The organism is Aeromonas sp. QDB18, from assembly GCF_027705325.1.
In the GTDB taxonomy this organism is placed as follows: domain Bacteria; phylum Pseudomonadota; class Gammaproteobacteria; order Enterobacterales; family Aeromonadaceae; genus Aeromonas; species Aeromonas caviae.
Genome location: NZ_JAPDBQ010000031.1, coordinates 12590 through 32591, shown reverse-complemented (window position 1 = coordinate 32591; position 20002 = coordinate 12590). Strand labels below are relative to the sequence as shown.

Here is a 20002-nt window from a genome sequence, read left to right as displayed (position 1 = left end):
AAAAGCAAGCTGGGATGACAATTATCGGGCACAACTATTCTTTGGTTAAATAACCAACAAAGTATGCTCCCGCCCTGATGGGGGAGCGGGGCTGGAGGTGGTGGAAACGAACCGCTGGGGCGGGCTGATGCTCACCCTGGTGCTGGCGGTGGTGGGCATAGTGGTAGCACTGCCGTTCGGCATCCTGCTGGCACTGGGGCGTCGCTCCCACATGCCGGTCATCTCCAGCCTCTGTACCGTCTACATCGAGTTCTGGCGGGCGGTGCCGCTCATTACTGTGCTCTTCATGGCGTCCGTCATGCTGCCACTGTTCATGAGTACCGAGGTGGAGCTCGACAAGCTGCTGCGGGCGCTCATCGGCATCATCCTGTTCCAGGCGGCCTATGTGGCCGAGGTGGTGAGAGGGGGGCTGCAGGCGATCCCCAAGGGGCAATATGAGGCGGGGGATGCCCTCGGGCTCTCCTACTGGAAGGTGATGGGCCTCATCATCATGCCCCAGGCCCTCAAGATCACCATTCCTTCCCTGGTGAACACCTTTATTTCCCTGTTCAAGGACACCAGCCTGGTGCTGATCATCGGGCTGTTCGATCTGCTGGCCATCTCCAAGGTGGCCCTGGCGGATCCGGCCTGGCTGGGGTATTCCACCGAAGCTTATGTCTTTATCGCCATGATCTTCTGGATGTTCTGTTTTGGCATGTCCCGCTACTCCATCTATCTGGAGCGCAAACTCAACACGGGCCACAAGCATTAGGAGTCGTTCTGATATGAAAACGGACGCAGTTGTCGAACTGAAAGAGGTCAACAAGTGGTACGGTGAGTTTCACGTGCTGCGCAACATCAACCTGCAGGTGGGCAGAGGGGAGAAGATCGTCATCTGCGGACCATCGGGGTCGGGCAAGTCCACCATGATCCGCTGCATCAACCGGCTGGAAGAGCACCAGAGCGGAGACATCCTGGTCAAGGGCACGGCCCTGACCTCCGATCTCAAGAACATCGAGACGGTGCGCCGGGAGGTGGGCATGGTGTTCCAGCACTTCAACCTCTTCCCCCATCTGACCGTGCTGGAGAACTGTTGCCTGGCGCCCATCTGGGTCAAGCAGTTGCCGCGCAAGGAGGCCGAGGAGATCGCCATGAACTTCCTGCGCCGGGTGCGGATCCCCGAACAGGCGCTCAAGTATCCGGGGCAGCTCTCCGGTGGCCAGCAGCAGCGGGTCGCCATCGCCCGCAGTCTCTGCATGAATCCCCAGGTCATGCTGTTTGACGAGCCGACGTCTGCGCTGGATCCCGAGATGGTGCGGGAGGTGCTGGATGTGATGGTGGAGCTGGCCCACGAGGGGATGACCATGCTCTGCGTCACCCACGAGATGGGGTTTGCCAAGCAGGTGGCGGACAGGGTGATCTTCATGGACCGGGGGCAAATCATCGAAGAGAACGTGCCGGATCAGTTCTTTGACAACCCCCAGTCCGATCGGACCAAGCTCTTCCTCTCCCAGATCCTGCAGCACTGAGGCAGGGCACAACCTTCAGAAAAACAGCCCGCACGCTCGAATGAGCGGCGGGCAAATGTGTACATGGAAGTCGACGACAGACAGAAAGGAGTATGTCAGCCCGGCAACAGGGTGGAGGTGCGCAGATCGCGCACGGCCAGGTTGATCTGCCGGGCCAGGCTCAGCGCCTGATGACAGCTCAACGGCTTCACATCGATGATCCCCCCTTGAAACTCAAACCGCCCCAGTGCTTCAACAATGAAACTTCCATGATGGAAGCTCTTGATATATCGAGCAATTCGACGGGGAGACCACTGCTTGAACACCTTCATGGCAAGAGACCCTGTTGTTTGGACAGGGCACACTATGCCGACGGACCGTGACACTGATGTGACACTTGATAAAGATTTGTATGAATCTGCCTTGTGATCGACTGGCGTGCAGCCCCGGCGTTGAAAAAGTAGTGAGAGTCCGGGTCCGGGGCCCGATATACTGCGACCATTGCAGACATGACAAAGGTGCCGCACGTGGAGTGGGTGGACATAGTAGACGAGCAGGACAGGGTGATCGGGGTGGCCGAGCGCGCCAGGGTGCGTCAGGAAAACCTGCGCCATCGTGCCAGCTACATCCTGGTGCTGGATGAGGCTGAGCGCATCCTGGTGCAGCGGCGCACCCCGAGCAAGGATTTTTGCCCCGGCATGCTGGATGCCTGCGCCGGTGGCGTGGTGACCACGGGGGAGGCCATGGCCCTTTCCGCCCGGCGTGAGCTGGCCGAGGAGCTGGGGATCCGCGACGTGCCCCTACAGGATTACGGCACCTTCTATGCCGAAGGGGAGGCGAGCGGCAGCCGCTACCGGGTCTGGGGCGGCCTGTTCAGTTGTCACTATCAGGGGCCGCTGCAACTGCAGGCCGAAGAGGTGAGCGAGGTGCACTGGATGAGCCTGGGCGAGATAGCCGATCGGGCGGGCGAGTTCACGCCCGACTCCCTGCTCGCCATCGCCACCTGGCAGGCAAGGCGCCTGCCATCAGACCAGAAATAGGGGCGACAGGCGTTCGCTCCCCGATCGCTTTGTTGCTGCTCGATGGACCCCTTCGCCTTCTGGTGGAATGGGGTAGACTGGGCCTCTTTGAACCACAGAAGGATGCGTCATCATGATCACGGTCGGTCAATCCCTGCCCGCAGGGGAATTTACCTTTATCACCGCCGAGGGCAAGCAGGTGAAGGATACCCAGGCCCTGTTTGCCGACAAGCGGGTGGTGCTCTTTGCGGTGCCCGGCGCCTTCACCCCCACCTGCTCCAACGCTCACCTGCCGGGCTATGTGGTCCTGGCCGATGAGTTCAAGGCCAAGGGGGTGGAACTGTGCTGTCTGTCGGTCAACGACGCCTTCGTGATGAAGGCGTGGCAGGAGGCACAGAACGCCTCTGACATCACCATGCTGGCGGACGGCGACGGCAGCTGGACCCGGACACTGGGTCTGGCCAAGGAGACCGGGGCCTTCGGCGGCGTGCGGGCCCAGCGTTTTGCCCTTATCGCCAACGACGGTGTGGTGGAGCGGCTCTTCGTGGAGGCGCCGGGCAAGTTCGAGGTGTCGGATGCCCAGAGCCTGCTGGCGGCGCTGTGAAAGATTAATCGGTGTTTGATTACACCTTGAAATAGCAAGCGGCCCCGTTACACTGAGGCCGCGTTTGGATGGAGCCAGGCAACTTGCCTGGCTCTCGTGTTTGCCGTGGATGAGATAGAACAATATGACCCTGGCTTTTGTTGCCCTGATTGCCGGACTGGCGTTGCTGGTCTGGAGTGCCGACAAGTTCGTGGACGGCGCCGCCGCCACCGCCCGTTACGCCGGTATGCCGCCGCTGCTGATCGGCATGGTGATCATCGGTTTTGGTACCTCGGCCCCCGAGATGGTGGTCTCCGCGCTGGCGGCCTCCCAGGGCAATCCCGGGCTCGCGCTCGGCAATGCCTATGGCTCCAACATCACCAATATTGCCCTGATCCTGGGTCTGACCGCCCTGATCAGCCCCATTGTCGTCGCCTCCCAGGTGGTGCGCAAGGAGATCCCCATCCTGCTCGGCATCACCCTGCTCTCCGGCGCCCTGCTCATCGATGGCAATCTGGGCCGGATGGATGCCGCCATTCTGGGGGCCGTGTTCGCAGTGCTGATGGGCTGGTCCATCTGGGCCGGCATGAACGGCAAGGGGGATGCGCTGGATACGGATACCGAGGAGGACATCGTCTCCGAGGGGATGTCTCTCAAGAGCGCCATCCTCTGGCTCATCGTCGGCCTGGTGCTGCTGATCGGGGCTTCCCGTCTGCTGGTGTGGGGGGCGGTGACCATCGCCCAGGGTTTTGGCATCAGCGATCTGGTGATTGGCCTGACCATAGTCGCGGTGGGGACCTCCCTGCCGGAGCTGGCATCGTCCCTCATCGCCATTCGCAAGAACGAGCACGATCTGGCCCTTGGCAACGTGCTCGGTTCCAACCTGTTCAACACCCTGGCCGTGGTGGGCATCGCCGCCGGCATCCACCCGCTCGAGGTGGCGCCCGAAGTGCTTTCCCGCGACTGGAGCATCATGATGGGGCTGACCCTGTTGCTGCTGGTGATGTGTCTGGGCCGCAAGGGGCAGGGGCGCATCAACCGGCTGGAGGGGGGCGTGCTGCTCGCCTGCTTCGTCGCCTACACCGGCTGGCTGCTGACGAGCCAGTTCATCTAGTCTGGTGATGAAATGAAAGAGGGGACGCCGCGGCGTCCCCTCTTTTTTGTGCGCGGGTCCTGGTCTCAGGCCACGGCAACCAGCTTCTGCTTCTGGGCGCTGTCCAGGATCAGGATGCTCGCCTTGGGGAAGAAGTTGAAGGTGGACGCGGAGGCCCAAGTGTAGGCCCCCATCACCCGACCCACCACCAGCTCGCCGATCTCGAGATCTGGCAGCATGATGCTGTCGCGGATGACGTCCACGCTGTCGCAGGTGGGGCCGGAGAGCACCGCATTGTGCAGTTCGCCGTGGGCATAGGGCGTGCTCACCGGGTAGGTGACGTGGTCGTAGAGCTGGCCGTTGTAGCTGCCGTAGAGACCGTCATCCAGGTAGTACCAGATCTTGTCGCCGCGGTGGGCCTTGCCCATCACGCTGGAGACCGAGGTCATGGCTGGCGCGCTGATGAAGCGGCCCGGCTCGGCAATCTTCTGTACCGTGGCGGGCAGCTTGGCCAGGGCCTCGCGGATCGGGGCGCAGAAACCGTCGATGTCGAACTCGCCGCCGTCATAGTCCACCGGGAAGCCGCCGCCGATATCCAGCACCCAGGGCTTGAGCCCTAGCTCCCAGGCCTGCTCCATGATCTCGCGGCAGGCGTCGATGGCCTGCACGTGGCGATGGGCGTGGGGCACCTGGGAGCCGACGTGGAACGACAGCCCCATCACCTTGATCCCCTTGGCCTGGGCCAGTTGCAGCAACGGCAATGCCTGCTCCGGGGTGCAGCCGAACTTCTTGGAAAGATCGACCTTGGTCTCGGGGTTGGGGAAGCTGACCCGCAGCAGCAGTTTCACTTCATCCTTGTAGGGCAGGAACTTTTCCAGCTCCAGCGGGTTGTCATAGACAAACACGGTGCAGCCGAATTCCAGGGCATAACGGATGTCGCTGTCACGCTTGATGGGATGGGTATGGATGCAGCGTCCCGGGCGAACCCCTTGGCTGCGCACCAGATCCACTTCGCCATTGGTGGCCAGATCGAAACAGGCCCCCTCTTCCTTCAAGACAGAGACCACCGCCTCGTGGGGCAGGGGCTTGAGTGCATAATGCAAGCGCACATCGGGCAGGGCGGCCGCCAGGGCCCGATACTGTTTGCGGACGGCTGCCTTGTCGAGCAGCAGCAGGGGGGAGCCGAATTGTTCAACCAACTGACGGTAATCTTGTGCGACCAGGGTCTCGTTCATTCTCTTTTGATAGTCCTTAGGGGGCGTGATATGCCCAAGCCATATGCGATTGAACCGGCGACGGCCGGCTCAGGCGAGCGGTCCGGAGGGACCCACCAGGCACATTGCATAACTCCCTTGCAAAGTGCTTAGTTATGCGCGGGATTATCGGCTTATTGAGTTTGTGTGCAAGCGTTTTGATTGGATATGTCGGCAAGTTTTTCTGGTCGAGACGAAACAGGCTCTTGATACGGGGAGCGATCAGGGCCGTGATGGGGAGCACCTCCGAAGGGAGCTTGATAAGCTGTTAATAGTTAACGAACTAATAACATCAGGCCCGGGGGTTGAGGCCAGGTAAAAAGGGGGCGCCGGGGCCAGGGAGTGCGAGACAGCTCACATTTTTTGGATTACCATGCCCGCTTCCTGATCCAAACTAGTTCGGATGAAGGTAGCAGGAGAGCGATGGGCAACCATCCACCGAAGAAGTGAATCTTTCAGGTACCGGGCAACCGGTGTGGACTGCTACTGGACGATACTCTGGAGAGACCCGTTGAATCGGGCGCCGAAGGAGCAAGGTACCGTGATTGCATCGCAATCTGGCGCCGGAAACTCTCAGGCAAAAGGACAGAGGGGATGGGATGGTTGTACCTGGGCTTGGCCCGCATCCGATCGCCTCTGGCCGATCGCGACACCTATGGGAAGATCATCCTTCTCCTCCTTAATCGTTGTTTTTTAAGGAGGATGCATGTCATCAATTCAATCGGCGCTCGCCGCCATCGATAGCTTTATCTGGGGTCCCCCCCTGCTGATCCTGCTGGTCGGGACCGGTATCTATCTCACCTGGCGATTGGGTCTGCTTCAGATCGTGCGTTTGCCGCTGGCCCTCAAGCTGGTCTTTGGCCGCGATCAGGGGCAGGGCAAGCAAGGGGATGTCTCCAGCTTTGGTGCCCTGTGCACCGCCCTCTCCGCCACCATCGGCACCGGCAACATCGTCGGGGTCGCCACCGCCATCAAGCTCGGCGGCCCGGGCGCCCTGTTCTGGATGTGGATGGCCGCCCTGTTCGGCATGGCCACCAAGTACGCCGAGTGCCTGCTGGCGGTGAAATATCGCCAGCAGGACGCCAACGGCCAGATGGCGGGTGGCCCCATGTACTATCTGGAGAAAGGGCTCGGCTCCAGGCCGCTCGCCAAGCTGTTTGCCCTGTTCGGCATCGGCGTCGCCTTCTTCGGCATCGGTACCTTCCCCCAGGTCAACGCCATCAGTGATGCCATGAGCCTCTCCTTCTCGGTACCCCGTGAAGTGACCGCCGTGGTGCTGACCCTGATCGTGGCGCTGGTGACCCTGGGGGGTATCCAGTCCATCTCCAGTGTGTCGAGCAAGGTGGTGCCCTTCATGGCCATCTTCTACATCGTCGCCTGTGCCGGGGTGCTGGTGAACAATGCAGGCGCCCTGCCCGATGCGGTCATGCTGGTGATCGGGAGCGCCTTCACCGGCCATGCGGCCACCGGCGGTTTCGTCGGCGCCGGCATTATGCTGGCGATCCAGTCCGGGGTGGCGCGCGGAGTCTTCTCCAACGAGTCGGGCCTGGGTTCGGCCCCCATCGCGGCGGCGGCGGCCAAGACCGATTCCTGCGTGGAGCAGGGGCTGGTCTCCATGACCGGCACCTTCATCGACACCATCATCATCTGCACCATGACCGGCCTGACGCTGGTGGTGACCGGGGTGTGGAGCGGCGATGCAAGCGGTGCGGCCATGACCAGTCTGGCCTTTGCCCAGGGGCTGGATGCCCATGTGGGCCAGTATCTGGTGAGCATCGGCCTCTTGTTCTTCGCCTTTACCACCATCCTTGGCTGGAACTACTACGGCGAGCGCTGCACCGAGTACCTGTTCGGGGTGAAGGCGATCAAACCCTACCGCCTCATCTATCTGGTGCTGGTGGCGAGCGGTGCCTTCCTCCATCTGGACCTGATCTGGCTCTTGGCCGACATCGTCAACGGCCTGATGGCGGTGCCCAACCTCATCGGCCTCATCGGCCTGCGCCACGTGGTGATTGCCGAGACCCGCGCCTACTTCAGCCGGGACCGGGATACGGAATCCGAGCCCGAGCCGCAGACGGCCTGATGAGAAGCGGGCCTGCGGGAAGTCCTGTCACCGGGCTCCTGTCCATGGTGTCAACCGGGATCCGGGCTGGGATGGCAAAACCCGGGGCTTGATCCCGGCTCCGCTGACAATATCTGTGCGAAATACGCAAAAGCTACGACGCTCATCGTGGCTTTTTTGCATTTTACGCAATGAATGGCGGCGCTTGTTGCCCCCAGGGGGTCAGGGGGAGGGAATATCTCCGGTGAGCCGCTGCGCCAGCGCCCTGCTCACCCGGCTCACCAGGGCCGCCTCCTCCCCCTGCCAGCCAATGGCGTGGGCCAGGGTGGTGGAGGTGCCCGGAGCAAAGCGCAGCTCGCCCCCGGCCAGTTCGTAGAAGCGGCTCGCCATCCGGGTGCCCTCGTCCACATCCCCCGCCACCAGCAGCATGGCCTGAGCCAGCACGGCGCCGTCGTGATCCCGGCCCGGCGCCAGCCAGCGCTGGGCGGTGCCGGTCACCTTGCGCCCTCCGATCACCAGGTTGTACTGGCCGTCGCAAAACGAGCCGGGCACGAAGTCGTAGCTGCCCGCAAGACCGTGTTCCTCCAGCAGGGCGAGCAGGGGCGCCCCCAGCAGCCGGTAGTAGTGGGCCAGATCCGTGGTGGTGCGGGGCAGCATGAGGGAGAGGTTGAGGATGCCGGCGCCGTGGGGCACGGCGGTGCCGCCGCTGTCGCGCACGAACACCGGCCAGCCCTCGGCGGCAAGCTGCTCGCAGGCGGCCTGGTAGCGGGGCAAACGGGTGTCCTTGCGGGTGACGATGAGGCATTGGGGGCCCTGCCAGAGGAGGGCTCTGGGCTCGCCGTCACCGGCGCACTCCCGCAGCCAGCGCTGCTCCTCGGCCAGGATCTGGTCGGGTGTCTGGTGGGCGGGCGGCGGGGGCTGCAGGGTATAAGGCATGAGAGGCATCCTTTGGCAGAGGCTGCCAAGCACAGTACGCGCGGGGGCAAACAAGGTAAAGCCCCGCATGGCGGCAATGCTGTTCAGATAATCACATTTTTGACTAATTATTCATAAATGCGACTTGAGTTGGGGGAGCAAGGCTGTTTCCAGTCGATGTTCCTTCAGCCTTTATCCAGCGTGGCTTGCAATAGAAAGAGGGAGGCATCATGCCTCCCTCATTTTTTAGCCCTGATACTACGTGGACTGGAACTCAAATTCTCTTAAGTGAACAGCATTGCCGCATGGCGGGGCTTTGGTGCAAGGATGGCGGAGTGTCAGGCCTGTGCGACGGCGCGCCTGGGCAGCAGCAGATTGAGCAGGATGGCGGTGAGGCCGCCGGTGGCGACGCCGTAGGAGAGCACGCTCCTGGCCAGCTCCGGCAGGTGTTGCAGCACCTCGGGCACCTGGGCCACTCCGAGACCCATGGCGAGCGACACCGCTAGGATCATCAGGGCGCGGCGGTCCAGCTCCTCCCGGGAGATGATGCGCACCCCGGCGGCGGCGATGGTGCCGAACATGACGATGGTGGCGCCGCCGAGCACGGGCTCGGGGATCTGTTGTACCAGACTCGCCACCGCCGGGAACAGGCCGAGCAGGGCCAGCATGGCGGCGATGAAGAGGCCGACGTGGCGGCTGGCCACACCGGTCAGCTGGATGACGCCGTTGTTCTGGGCGAAGGTGGACATGGGGAAGGTGGAGAAGACCGCCGCCAGCATGGAGTTGGCGCCGTCTGCCAGCACGCCCCCCTTGATCCGCGCCATGTAGACCGGCCCTTCCAGCGGCTCGCCGGAGATGTCGGAGGTGGCGGTCATGTCGCCTATGGCTTCCAGCGCCGTCACCACGAAGATGATGGCGAGCGGCACGAACAGCTGCCAGTCAAAGCCGAGCCCGTAGTGGAGCGGAACAGGCACCATCACCAGGGGGCCGTCGAAGGTGGGAGCAGCCACCTTGCCCAGCAGCAGTGCCACCGCATAGCCCGCCAGCATGGCGATCATGATGGCGGAGAGGCGCAGCCAGGGGTTGCGACTGCGCTGCATCAGCACGATGAGGCCGAGCACCAGCAGGGAGAGAAAGAGGTTGGTGTGACTGGCGAAGCTGCCGTCCGCCAGGGCGCCGTAGCCGCCCCCCATGCTGATGAGCCCTACCTTGATGAGGGTCAGGCCGATGAGCAATACCACGATGCCGGTCACCAGCGGGGTGATGATCCGTTTGACCAGGTGCAGGAAGCGGCTCATGACGACGATGGTGAGGGCCGCTGCCAGCATGGTGCCGAACAGGGTGCCCAGCAGATCGTCGGTGGGCATGGCCGCCTGCTTGAGGGCGAGGCCGGAGGCGATGATGGGACCGAGGAAGTTGAAGCTGGTGCCCTGTACCGAGAGCAGGCCGGAACCGAGGGGGCCGAAACGGCGGGTCTGGATGAAGGAGGCGATGCCGGACATGACCAGGGACATGGAGACGATGTAGCGGGTGTCATCGGCAGGGAGGCCGAGGGCGTTGGCGATGATGAGGGGCGGGGTGATGATGGCGACAAACATGGCGAGCATATGCTGCAGGGCGGCGAACAGGGTCTGGGGCAGGGGGGGGACATCCTCGATGCCGTAGACCAGTTCGCTGTGGGCTCGCCTGGGGGGATGGGCCTCTCGGATGGCGCTTGGGGCGGCAGCCTGTTCCATAAATACCTCGAATGTGTGGGGGGATGGGAGAAAATTGGGCGCTATTTTAGTGATTGGCATCGCGCTTTCCAGCGCTAATTGAGCGCAAAATCGTTTATTTCCTGATGGGTTGAAACGTTTTCCTGTGGCGATTAAGATCCGCCGGTTTGTGTGAGACCGATCCCTCACAAAGGGGAGGGAGGCTGATGCATCAGGATGGGGACGGTGTAGAATGAGCCCTCGGTTCGAAGATGGAGACTCTGGATGCTGAAGCTGTCGGAGTTCTGGAGTGCCCGCGCCCACTCCGAAGATTTTACCCTGACCCGGATGGGCTTCATGACGGTGCGGCTGCGGCTGCTCACCTGTCTGCTGATGGCGGGGCTCCCGAGCTGGGTCCTGGTGGACTGGCTGACCCTGCCAGCCATCCAGTTCGAGGCGCTGTTCCAGGTCAGGATCTTCTGCCTGCTGGCCCTCTCGCCCCTCATCCCCCTCTCCTATCTCATCCACTTCAAGCGCGAGCGCATGAAGCTGGCGCTGGGCTACCTGATGGCGGTGATGATGCTCTTCTCCCTCATCTGCCTGCACAGCTTCGGCGCGGATCAGGAGATGCAGGCGGGCTACATGGCCTTCCCCTATTTGCTCATCAGCCTGTTCGCCATCTTCCCCATTCCCCTCTCCCTCAGCCTGCAACTGGCGGGGGGCATTCTGGCCACCATGCTGGCGGGCAACTGGTTGCTGGTGGGCCAGCCTCTTTGGAGCGTGCAGACCCTCAATCAGGTCTGGCTGCTGGGGCTCTTTGCCATCGCCAGCGCCTGGGTGCAGTGCGGCCAGCTCAACATGCTGCTGCAACTCTATCGGGAATCCACCACGGACGAGCTGACCGGCATGATGAACCGCCGCCTGCTGATGAAGCAGCTCGAGAAGGCGAGGGCCGCCATGATCCGCAAACAGGCTCCCTTCGCGGTGCTGCTGCTGGATCTGGACCGCTTCAAGCGCATCAACGACACCTTCGGCCATCTGGCGGGGGATGCGGTGCTCAAGGAGGTGGCGGCCACCCTGTCGGAACAACTGGAGCCCGGCATGGTGCTCGGGCGTTACGGCGGGGAGGAGTTTGCCATCCTGTTGCCCGGTTGCACGGATCTGGCACAAGCCAAGCGGGTGGCGGAGCGGCTGCGGGTCGCGGTGGAGGCGAGGTTGGTGAAAAGCCCCACCTCCGACGAGCTGCTGGAGGTGACGGTGAGCATCGGTCTGACCCTGGCCCAGCGTGGCGAGAGGGTGGAGGATCTGCTCAACCGGGCGGACGAGTGCCTCTACATGGCCAAGATGGCGGGTCGCAACTGCGTGGTGGCCGAGGCCGGCAAACCCGCGGGCGATGCAGGGCGCACAAAAACGGATGCCGCCTGAGGGCGGCATCCGGTGATGACGGGGCAGGCGTCAGGCCAGGGTGTATTTGCCGGAGAGCTGCTGGGCCAGCAGCTTGAACATGTTGAACACCGCCATGGTCTTGCCGGTCGGGGTGCCGTCCTCTGCCAGGAAGAACTCCCCCTTGAACACCAGAATGTCCCCCTTCTGCTCCACCGAGTCGGCGCGCATGCCGTGGATGAAGTCCTCGTGTTCACGAATGATCTTGTTGGCCATCTCCAGCAGGGCAGTCTCGGTGATCCGCTCTTTTTGTGGTTGCATGCTCGTCTCCTTAAACGACTACTGGGCAGGGGCACAAGGGTCGGCATGGCCGGCGCACCCCGCCTCTGATTGAAGAGGGGGCCAGCATACTGCAAAGCGGGATTTTCTGTCATTGATATGACCCCGCATTTCCCGCTTTGCGCTCTTCCCTTATCCCAGCACCAGATTGCGCAGCCAGCGCCGCTGGCGAATGCGGCGCTGCACCAGCAGCACCTTGGAGAGCTCTTCCAGCAGGACCACCGCCACCACCCAGGAGAGGGGCCAGCCCAGCAGGCTGACCGCCACCCAGGCCAGCGGCAGGCCGATGCACCACATGCCGACGATGTCGATGAAGATGCTGTAGTTGACGTCCCCCCCCGAGCGCAGCACCCCGACGATCCCCACCATGTTGAATACCTTGAGCAGCATGCCCAGACACATGATAGCGAGCACCTGGCCGGCCTCAGTCATCAGCTCGCCCGGCAGGTTGCCGACCCATTGCAGCAGGCTGCCCTGCATCAGCCAGACGGCGGTCCCCACCAGTAGGGCGCCGACGGGGGCCAGCAGCAGGAAGAGCTGGGAGTGCTGCCAGGCCTCGTCATACTCCTCTGCCCCGAGCCGGTGACCGAGCAGGGTGGAGCAGGCCACCGCCAGCCCGAAGAAGAGGGAGATGAGGATGCTCTCCAGCGTGCCGAGGGTGGTCATGATGGCCAGGGCGTCGGTGCCGAGGTGCGCGTAGAGGAAGCCGTAGAGCAGCATGCCGAAGGCCCAGAGCCCGTCGTGCAGCAACAGCGGCAGGGCGATCAGGGTGAAGCGCACCACCTCCTTGCGCCTGAAGGCGGCGAGCCAGTCTTGCTTGCGCGGGATGAGACGGGGCTCGGCACGCCACACATAGGCAAGCAGCAGCGCGGTCTGCAGCAGGCGCGAAAGGGTGGTGCCCCAGGCGGAACCGGCTACTCCCATGGCCTCGGCGCCGAAATGGCCGAAGATGAGGGCATAGTTGAGGATGACGTTGGCGATGATGGCGATGATGCCGATGCGGGTCGGCGCCGCGGCATTGCCCACCGAGCGCAGGGCCGACTCCAGGGGCACCACCACGGCGGTGCAGAGGATGGTGGCGCCGGTGATCATCAGGAACTCGTCGGCCAGCTCGCGCAGCGCGGGCTCCTGGCTGGCAAACCCGAGCACGCTGCCCGGTGAGAGCACATAGACGAGGGCAAAGGGCAGGCTCACCGCCAGGGCGCCCACCAGGGCCAGGGCCAGGGAGCGGCGCACCCCGGCCATCTCGCCACGGCCGAAATATTGTGCCGCCAACACCGAGACCCCGCCCGAGAGCCCCGCTATCACCAGCAGATTGAAGAAGAAGACCCGGTTGCCCAAGCCGACCGCCGCCACAGCCGTGGTGCCGAGCTGGCTCACCATCATGATGTCGATGAGGCCGAGCAGGGAGAACATCATGGATTGCAGCGAAACCGGCAGGGCCAGTCGCCACAGTCGCGTCATGAACTCGCGATCGGTGGTTTGTTTTAAAATCGCTTGCCAATAATTCATTTATGTTAACCGGGTTGGTAAAAATCAGGGTTTGTCGTGGGTATGATAGGGGTGATATCGGGAGGCTTCACTGTGAGCCTCTCTCGGCTTTCTTGTGCAAAACTATCCTGTTGAGGTGCTATGCCATTTATCAGCGAGTGTCTGGAAATCGCCCCGGCCTGCGAAGAGCGGATGCTGGGACGCGAAGGGCTGCCCCTGCTTGGGGAGGCAGGCGTCTTCCTGACCGGCCTCTCGACGATACGGGAGCACTACCTTATCCGCCGCAACCGACCGGAGTTTCATATCCTGATGGTGAGCCATGACGAGGGGGGCGCCCTGCTCACCGATGGCGGGGAGCAGCCCATCCCGGCGGGAGCCCTGGTCTTTCTCCCGGCCGCCGTGCCGGGGGGCTTCAGGCTGGTGGGGGAAGCCTGGCATACCAGTTGGATCCTGCTTGACGACGTGCCGCGCTGGCAGCATCTGCACCGGCTTGGCCATCGCATCTGGCAGGGGGAGGAGGGGGAGCAGCTCTACCACCTGCTCAGCCTGATGCAGGGGGAGGGAATACGTTCGCCGCTCCAGCCCCAGCTGCTGAGCCTGCTGCTGGCGCTCTTGGAGCGGACCCTGCAGGGGGAGGTGCGCGGCACGCCGGAGTTGCGGCTACAGGCGCTGTTTCGGCGGGTGGAGGCACGTCTGGACGAGCCCTGGAGCGTGGCCCTGCTGGCCGACCAGATGGCCTGCTCGGTGCCCCATCTGCACCGGCTCTGCCAGCAGGTGTTCGGCATGGGCCCCATGGCCTGGCTCACCGGGCTTCGCATGAACAAGGCGCGCCAGTTGCTGCTCTACACCAACTGGCCGCTGGCCGAGCTGGCGGCCCGGGTCGGATACAGCGACGGCGCCAACTTTGCCAACCGTTTTCGGCGTCTGACGGGTCAGACTCCGGGGGCCTTTCGTCGACTGGGTCGCAAACCTTTCGCAAGGGAGGTGCAAACCCTTTGAAATTGTTGGCTCAAGCCCATAGGATCGACGGGCCACACAGTCAAGGTACAGATCCATGTTTGAAGATAATAATCAAAAACGTCCCCTCTACATTCCCTACGCAGGTCCAGCCCTGCTGGAGACGCCGTTGCTCAACAAGGGCAGCGCCTTCACCAGCGAAGAACGCAGCAGCTTCAATCTGGAAGGTCTGCTGCCCCAGAACATCGAAACCATCGAAGAGCAGGCAGAGCGTGCCTATCGCCAGTTCATGGCGTTTGGCAACGACATGGACAAGCACATCTATTTGCGGAACATCCAGGATACCAACGAAACGCTCTTCTACCGCCTGCTGAACAATCATCTCACCGAAATGCTGCCGGTCATCTACACCCCGACGGTCGGCAAGGCGTGCGAGGAGTTCTCCAACATCTATCGTCGTGCTCGCGGCCTCTTTATCTCCTATCCGGACAAGGACAGGATCGATGACATGCTGCAAAACGCCACCAAGCAGAACGTCAAGGTGATCGTGGTCACCGATGGCGAACGCATCCTGGGTCTCGGGGATCAGGGCATCGGCGGCATGGGCATTCCCATCGGCAAGCTCTCCCTCTACACCGCCTGTGGCGGCATCTCCCCGGCCTACTGCCTGCCGGTGGTGCTGGACGTGGGCACCAACAACCAGCAGCTGCTGAACGACCCCTTCTACATGGGGTGGCGCCATCCGCGCATCTCCGGCGAAGAGTACGACGAGTTCGTCGATGCCTTCATCCAGGCGGTCAAGCGCCGCTGGCCGGACATCCTGCTGCAGTTCGAGGATTTCGCCCAGGGCAATGCCACCCCGCTGCTCAACCGCTACAAGGATGAGCTGTGTTGCTTCAACGATGACATTCAGGGGACCGCCGCGGTGACCCTGGGCAGCCTCATCGCCGCCTGCAAGGCCTCCGGTGCCAAACTCTCCGAGAAGCGGGTCGCCTTCCTCGGGGCGGGCAGTGCCGGGTGCGGCATCGCCGAGCAGATCGTGGCGCAGATGAAGGCCGAAGGGCTGACCGACGCCGAGGCGCGGGGCCGGGTCTTCATGGTGGACCGATTCGGTCTCATCACCGACAAGATCCCCAACCAGCTCGACTTCCAGCGCAAGCTCTCCCAGCCGGTCGAGCGGATCAAGGAGTGGCCGGTGGGGGACAACATCTCCCTGCTGGAGGTGATGGAGCACGGTCGCCCGGACATCCTGATCGGGGTCTCCGGCCAGCCGGGTCTGTTTACCGAAGAGGTGGTCAAGACCATGCACAAGCACTGTGCCCGTCCCATCATCTTCCCGCTCTCCAACCCCACTTCCCGTGTGGAAGCAACCCCGGCGGATCTCATTCGTTGGACCGACGGCCAGGTGCTGGTCGCCACCGGCAGCCCGTTCGCACCGGTGGAGTACAAGGGCAAGCGCTACGTCATCGCCCAGTGCAACAACTCCTTCATCTTCCCGGGTATCGGCCTTGGGGTGATCGCCTCCGGTGCCAACCGGGTGACCGATGCCATGATGATGTCGGCCAGCCGTGCCCTGGCGGATTGTTCACCCCTGGTGAAGGGGGAAGAGGGCTCCTTGCTGCCGGATCTGGCGGACATCCATCAGGTCTCCCGCTACATCGCCAAGATGGTGGCCAAGACCGCCATGTTGCAGGGCAAGGCGGTGCAGACCCCCGATGATGTGATCGATCAGGCCATCGAGGCGAACTTCTGGCGCCCCGAGTACCGCCGCTATCGTCGTACTTCCTTCTGATCCCAAGGGGACAGACACGCAGAAGGGATGCCTCGGCATCCCTTTTTTGTGCACGGCTGTGAAGGAAGAGGAGGTTATTGTGCCGGTTGCTCGGCGGGGGCGGGCTCGGCGGGATTGCTGACACCGGTGACCCGGATTTCGACCCGGCGATCCGGGGCCAGGCAGTCGATGAGGGCAGCCCTGGCCTTGATGGCATCACACTGGGTGCCGGTGACCGGGTTGCTCTCGCCGTTGCCCTGAATGCTCACCTTGTCGGCGGGCAGCCCCTTGCCAATCAGGAAGTTGGCGACCGTGCTTGCACGGGCCTCCGACAGTGCCTGGTTGTTGGCATCCGAGCCGATGCGGTCGGTGTAGCCCATCACCATGGCGTTGCCATCTTTGGGTTTGACGTCGACGATCTGCTGGTAGAGGGCGTCGAGTGCCTGCATCCCCTCCGGTTTGAGCTCCGCCTTGCCAAAGGCAAACAGCACATCCGAACTCAGGTTGAAGGTCTGATCCACCGGCTCGGGAGCCGGGGGCGGCGGTGCCACGACCAGAGGCGCGGCCACCGGCACTGCGGCGACGGTGCGATTGGGGTGAAGCACCAGCTCGATGGTGGTGGTACTGATGTCGCTGACCCAGCGTTTGGTACCGCTGCCCACCTTGTCGTTGTCAGGATCGTCCCCGACTCGCACCATGTAGCGGTAGCGGGTCTGGATGTCTACCCAGTCGCTCAGTCTGGCGGTCAGGCCCAGACCCGCCAGGGGAGCCAGGTTGTCATCTCCCCCGTTGACGGAGTCGACGTGATAGAGATAACCGCCCCCTTCGGCAAAGACAGAGAAGATGTCCCCCAGCGGTAAACGGCCAATGACCGACAGGGTGGCCCCCTTGCTGTTGAAGTCCTGGCCGGCAATATCCCAGTCACCGGTGGAGAGGTAGCCGAGCTCTGCCCCCAGATTCTCGTTGTAGTTGTAGCCGACAAAGGCGTTGATGGCGGTCGCGTCCTTGCCGACGTCCTGGCTGAAATCATCGATGTCATGGGCAAAGGCCCAGCCACCCCCAGCCCCCACATACCAGTCGTGAACAGGTGCCGCCTGGGCGGCACTCGTCGCCAATGCCAATGCAATCCACACAGGTTTCAGTCTTATGTTCATCGCGTATCCTCGTCGATGTTGGGTGTTATAGGGCTCCCAGCCCTTTGCTATGTATAGCCAACATTATGTATAGGCGATGTGAGCGCATTAACCATTTAAGTGACGCATCTGTATGGAAAATCGGTGAGACAGGCAGGTGGGCTGCCCGCGCTGGCGGTGCCGTCCGGGCATTAAAAAAGGGGCCGGAATGGCCCCTTTTTGCAACAGGTGGTTGTCCCCTTATTGCTGCACTTCCTGTACGCCGGTGACGCGCACTTCGACGCGGCGATCCGGTGCCAGGCAGGCGATCAGCTGAGCCTTGGCCTTGATGCCGTCACACTGGGTGCCGGTGACCGGGTTGGCTTCACCACGACCTTCGATGGAAACCTTGCCAGCCGGCAGACCCTTGCCAACCAGGAAGTCGGCCACGGTGCGGGCACGGGCTTCAGACAGCTTCAGGTTGTAGGCATCGGAGCCGATGCGGTCGGTGTAACCCACCACCACGGCGCTGCCATCTTTCGGCTGGACGTCGACGATCTGCTGATACAGGGTGTTGAGCGCAGCAGCCCCTTCCGGCTTCAGGGTGGATTTGCCGAAGGCAAACAGCACGTCCGAGCTCAGGGAGAAGTTCTTGTCGACCATGACGGGCTCGGGAACCGGCTCGGGAGCCGGTGCCGGGGCCGGTGCCACATAGGTGGTGCGGTTCGGGTGCATCACCAGTTCCAGGGTGGCGACGCTCATGTCGGTTTTCCAGGTTTTCTGATCGTCACCCAGATCCCACATGTAGCGGTAGCGGGCCTGCAGGTCGATAAGGTCGGAGAGCTTGGCAGTCAGACCCAGACCCGCCAGCGGCGAGGTGCCGTTGTCGCTCTGGCCATTACCGTTGACGTGGTTGAAGTAGGCACCCCCTTCGGCGAAGACGGAGAAGATGTCATTCATGGGCAGGCGTGCGATACCGGACAGGGTGGCACCCTGGGTCTTGAAGTCGACGCCATCGACGCCGGCTTTGCCGGCATAGAGATAGCCGAGCTCGGCGGCAAAGTTCTCGGTGAAGTTGTAACCGCCGAACAGGGAGAGCGCGGTGGCGTCCTTGTCAGCATCCTGGCCGAAGGTATCCAGGTCGTGGCCATAGGCCCAACCTGCACCCATACCCGTGTACCAGTCGTCGGCCGCCTGAGCGGTGGTGGTTCCCATGGCTGCAATGGCCAGAGCAATCAGGGTTGGTGCCATTTTCATTTTCATCGTTTTATCCTCGTTGAGTTGCCGTGCTATGGGCGTACTGCGCACTCTTTGTTATGCCGGCCTCAGATGACACTTCATGTGCGACACCGTGAGCGGATCACGGACGGCTTGAATAAAAAATGGATGGAAACCTGGATTCTCATGAAGCTGTTTCTCCATGGACAACTAACCGGGCACTGAGCACTTTTAATAGTTCATCCAATGTCTTACAAGCGTTGCTACTGTATTCTTTTGAATCAGCGTGATCAAGTTTCTGCACAGATATGCAGCGCCGACACCGGTGTCGCGGGGCCGCAATAGGGGAGCAAAGGGGAGAAAAGGTGAGACAGAGAGTGTCGCTGGGGGGAGGAGAGAGACAGCAAAAGGGGATGCCGTTGCATCCCCTTTTTTACGTTACCTGAGCGAAGTCAGATTACTTTTGAACTTCTTGTACGCCGGATACGCGAACTTCTACGCGACGGTCCGGAGCCAGGCAGGAGATCAGCTGAGCCTTGGCCTTGACGCCGTCACACTTGGTGCCGGTGACCGGGTTGGCTTCGCCGCGACCTTCGATGGCAACCTTGCTGGCAGCCATACCTTTGCTGACTAGGAAGTTGGCAACGGTGCGGGCACGAGCTTCAGACAGCTTCTGGTTGTAAGCGTCGGAACCGATACGGTCGGTGTAACCAACAACAACGGCGTTGCCGTCTTTCGGCTGGAACTCAACGATTTGCTGGTACAGAGCGTTCAGGGCTTGCACACCTTCGGCCTTCAGGCTGTCTTTGCCAAAGGCGAACAGCACGTCGGAGTTCAGGGCGAAGTTCTTCTCAACGATTTGCGGAGCCGGGGCCGGTGCTTCTTCAACAACCGGGGCCGGAGCAGGCGCTACGTAGGAAGTACGGAACGGGTGGTAAACGGCTTCCAGGGTCGCAACGCTCTGGTTGGACTTGTAGCGTACGTTGTCGGCGTGCAGGTCAGCCACGTCCCACATGTAGCGGTAGCGAGCTTGCAGATCCAGCGCGTCGTTGACCTTGTAGGTCACACCGGCACCGGCCAGCGGGGATACTTTGGTATCGCTGGTACCCAGACCGTCGGTGTGGCCCCAGTAGGCGCCAGCTTCACCGAACAGGGAGAAATCGTTGCCCAGCGGCAGACGAGCGATACCGGACAGGGTGGCACCCTGGCTCTCGTAACGGTTGCCGTCGGTGTTGCCACGGCCGGTGTACTGGTAGCCCAGCTCGGAACCGAAGTATTCGTTGAAGTTGTAACCAACGAAGGCATTGGCAGCAGCCGCATCTTCTTCGCCAACGTTCACGCCTTCGATCTTGTTCAGACCGTTGAAGTGAGTTGCACCAACACCGGCGCCGAAGTAGATGTCGTCAGCGGCGTGAGCTGCAGTTGCACCCATGGTGGCCATAGCGATGGCGATCAGGGAAGGAGCCATTTTCATCATAAAATAATCCTCGTTGAGATGGCACGTTGTTCACGTGCTTCGCACTTTGTAATTTATGTAAGCTGCTGGCTCTGTCGACCAACGACGTTGGTGCGAACAGGGATCCTAGATCCATCCAGGAGGCACGTATCTGGGTGCACAAGTGCGC

The 20002-nt window shown here is 62.2% G+C and carries 17 protein-coding genes, 1 pseudogene and 1 riboswitch; of the genes and pseudogenes, 9 read left to right on the top strand and 9 right to left on the bottom strand.

The window, feature by feature from the left end; translation table 11 throughout:
* Positions 1 to 79: 79 nt before the first annotated feature.
* Positions 80 to 751: pseudogene (locus OKC30_RS07270) on the top strand (amino acid ABC transporter permease); the annotation flags it as partial.
* Positions 752 to 764: 13 nt separating this feature from the next.
* Positions 765 to 1508 (top strand): amino acid ABC transporter ATP-binding protein, encoded by a 744-nt coding sequence (locus tag OKC30_RS07265; RefSeq protein WP_010673485.1) that lies wholly within the window; start codon positions 765 to 767, stop codon positions 1506 to 1508.
* A gap of 95 nt (positions 1509 to 1603) precedes the next feature.
* Here the strand turns inward: OKC30_RS07265 and OKC30_RS07260 are convergent, their stop codons facing one another.
* Positions 1604 to 1819, bottom strand: a complete 216-nt coding sequence (locus OKC30_RS07260) for a DUF1107 family protein (protein WP_160837543.1) — start codon at positions 1817 to 1819, stop codon at positions 1604 to 1606.
* Positions 1820 to 1996: 177 nt separating this feature from the next.
* Here OKC30_RS07260 and yfcD point away from each other — a divergent pair, with 177 nt between their 5' ends.
* The 3 genes from yfcD to OKC30_RS07245 all read left to right on the top strand — a co-directional run bounded on the left by yfcD (position 1997) and on the right by OKC30_RS07245 (position 4203).
* Positions 1997 to 2527 (top strand): NUDIX hydrolase YfcD, encoded by a 531-nt coding sequence (gene yfcD, locus OKC30_RS07255; RefSeq protein ID WP_160837544.1) that lies wholly within the window; start codon positions 1997 to 1999, stop codon positions 2525 to 2527.
* A 112-nt stretch (positions 2528 to 2639) separates the two neighbouring features.
* Positions 2640 to 3110 carry a peroxiredoxin gene (locus OKC30_RS07250; protein ID WP_160837546.1) on the top strand — a complete coding sequence of 157 codons (471 nt, stop codon included), beginning with the start codon at positions 2640 to 2642 and terminating at the stop codon, positions 3108 to 3110.
* 124 nt (positions 3111 to 3234) lie between these two features.
* Positions 3235 to 4203 (top strand): calcium/sodium antiporter, encoded by a 969-nt coding sequence (locus tag OKC30_RS07245; protein WP_270809583.1) that lies wholly within the window; start codon positions 3235 to 3237, stop codon positions 4201 to 4203.
* Positions 4204 to 4268: 65 nt separating this feature from the next.
* On the opposite strand, the gene OKC30_RS07240 is transcribed toward OKC30_RS07245, so the two are convergent.
* On the bottom strand, positions 4269 to 5417 hold the full coding sequence (locus OKC30_RS07240; RefSeq protein WP_160837548.1) for a type III PLP-dependent enzyme: 1149 nt from the start codon (positions 5415 to 5417) through the stop codon (positions 4269 to 4271).
* 506 nt (positions 5418 to 5923) lie between these two features.
* Positions 5924 to 6034, top strand: a riboswitch (glycine riboswitch).
* A gap of 107 nt (positions 6035 to 6141) precedes the next feature.
* On the opposite strand from OKC30_RS07240, the gene OKC30_RS07235 reads away from it, so the two are divergent.
* Positions 6142 to 7518: an alanine/glycine:cation symporter family protein gene (locus OKC30_RS07235; RefSeq protein WP_045523510.1), complete on the top strand. Its 1377-nt coding sequence runs from the start codon at positions 6142 to 6144 to the stop codon at positions 7516 to 7518.
* Between the two features lie 201 nt (positions 7519 to 7719).
* On the opposite strand, the gene OKC30_RS07230 is transcribed toward OKC30_RS07235, so the two are convergent.
* Positions 7720 to 8433 (bottom strand): lipoyl protein ligase domain-containing protein, encoded by a 714-nt coding sequence (locus tag OKC30_RS07230; RefSeq protein WP_160837550.1) that lies wholly within the window; start codon positions 8431 to 8433, stop codon positions 7720 to 7722.
* Positions 8434 to 8750: 317 nt separating this feature from the next.
* Positions 8751 to 10148 carry a nucleobase:cation symporter-2 family protein gene (locus OKC30_RS07225; protein ID WP_160837552.1) on the bottom strand — a complete coding sequence of 466 codons (1398 nt, stop codon included), beginning with the start codon at positions 10146 to 10148 and terminating at the stop codon, positions 8751 to 8753.
* Positions 10149 to 10391: 243 nt separating this feature from the next.
* On the opposite strand from OKC30_RS07225, the gene OKC30_RS07220 reads away from it, so the two are divergent.
* Complete coding sequence (locus OKC30_RS07220; RefSeq protein ID WP_160837554.1) at positions 10392 to 11531, top strand: GGDEF domain-containing protein; 1140 nt, start codon at positions 10392 to 10394, stop codon at positions 11529 to 11531.
* 30 nt (positions 11532 to 11561) lie between these two features.
* On the opposite strand, the gene OKC30_RS07215 is transcribed toward OKC30_RS07220, so the two are convergent.
* Together OKC30_RS07215 and OKC30_RS07210 are read right to left on the bottom strand one after the other, a co-directional pair.
* Positions 11562 to 11810 carry a YciN family protein gene (locus OKC30_RS07215; RefSeq protein WP_010673495.1) on the bottom strand — a complete coding sequence of 83 codons (249 nt, stop codon included), beginning with the start codon at positions 11808 to 11810 and terminating at the stop codon, positions 11562 to 11564.
* 150 nt (positions 11811 to 11960) lie between these two features.
* Positions 11961 to 13340: an MATE family efflux transporter gene (locus tag OKC30_RS07210; protein ID WP_041213343.1), complete on the bottom strand. Its 1380-nt coding sequence runs from the start codon at positions 13338 to 13340 to the stop codon at positions 11961 to 11963.
* 120 nt (positions 13341 to 13460) lie between these two features.
* Between OKC30_RS07210 and OKC30_RS07205 the strand changes: the two genes are divergently transcribed.
* On the top strand, positions 13461 to 14318 hold the full coding sequence (locus OKC30_RS07205; RefSeq protein WP_160837556.1) for a helix-turn-helix transcriptional regulator: 858 nt from the start codon (positions 13461 to 13463) through the stop codon (positions 14316 to 14318).
* 55 nt (positions 14319 to 14373) lie between these two features.
* A complete protein-coding gene (locus OKC30_RS07200; RefSeq protein ID WP_160837558.1) occupies positions 14374 to 16068 on the top strand; it encodes an NAD-dependent malic enzyme in 1695 nt (564 codons plus the stop codon).
* A 74-nt stretch (positions 16069 to 16142) separates the two neighbouring features.
* Here the strand turns inward: OKC30_RS07200 and OKC30_RS07195 are convergent, their stop codons facing one another.
* The 3 genes from OKC30_RS07195 to ompA (OKC30_RS07185) all read right to left on the bottom strand — a co-directional run bounded on the left by OKC30_RS07195 (position 16143) and on the right by ompA (OKC30_RS07185) (position 19854).
* Complete coding sequence (locus OKC30_RS07195; RefSeq protein ID WP_160837560.1) at positions 16143 to 17201, bottom strand: OmpA family protein; 1059 nt, start codon at positions 17199 to 17201, stop codon at positions 16143 to 16145.
* Between the two features lie 219 nt (positions 17202 to 17420).
* A complete protein-coding gene (gene ompA / locus OKC30_RS07190) occupies positions 17421 to 18422 on the bottom strand; it encodes a porin OmpA (protein ID WP_039039303.1) in 1002 nt (333 codons plus the stop codon).
* A gap of 412 nt (positions 18423 to 18834) precedes the next feature.
* Positions 18835 to 19854 carry a porin OmpA gene (gene ompA / locus OKC30_RS07185; RefSeq protein WP_010673501.1) on the bottom strand — a complete coding sequence of 340 codons (1020 nt, stop codon included), beginning with the start codon at positions 19852 to 19854 and terminating at the stop codon, positions 18835 to 18837.
* Positions 19855 to 20002 lie beyond the last annotated feature (148 nt).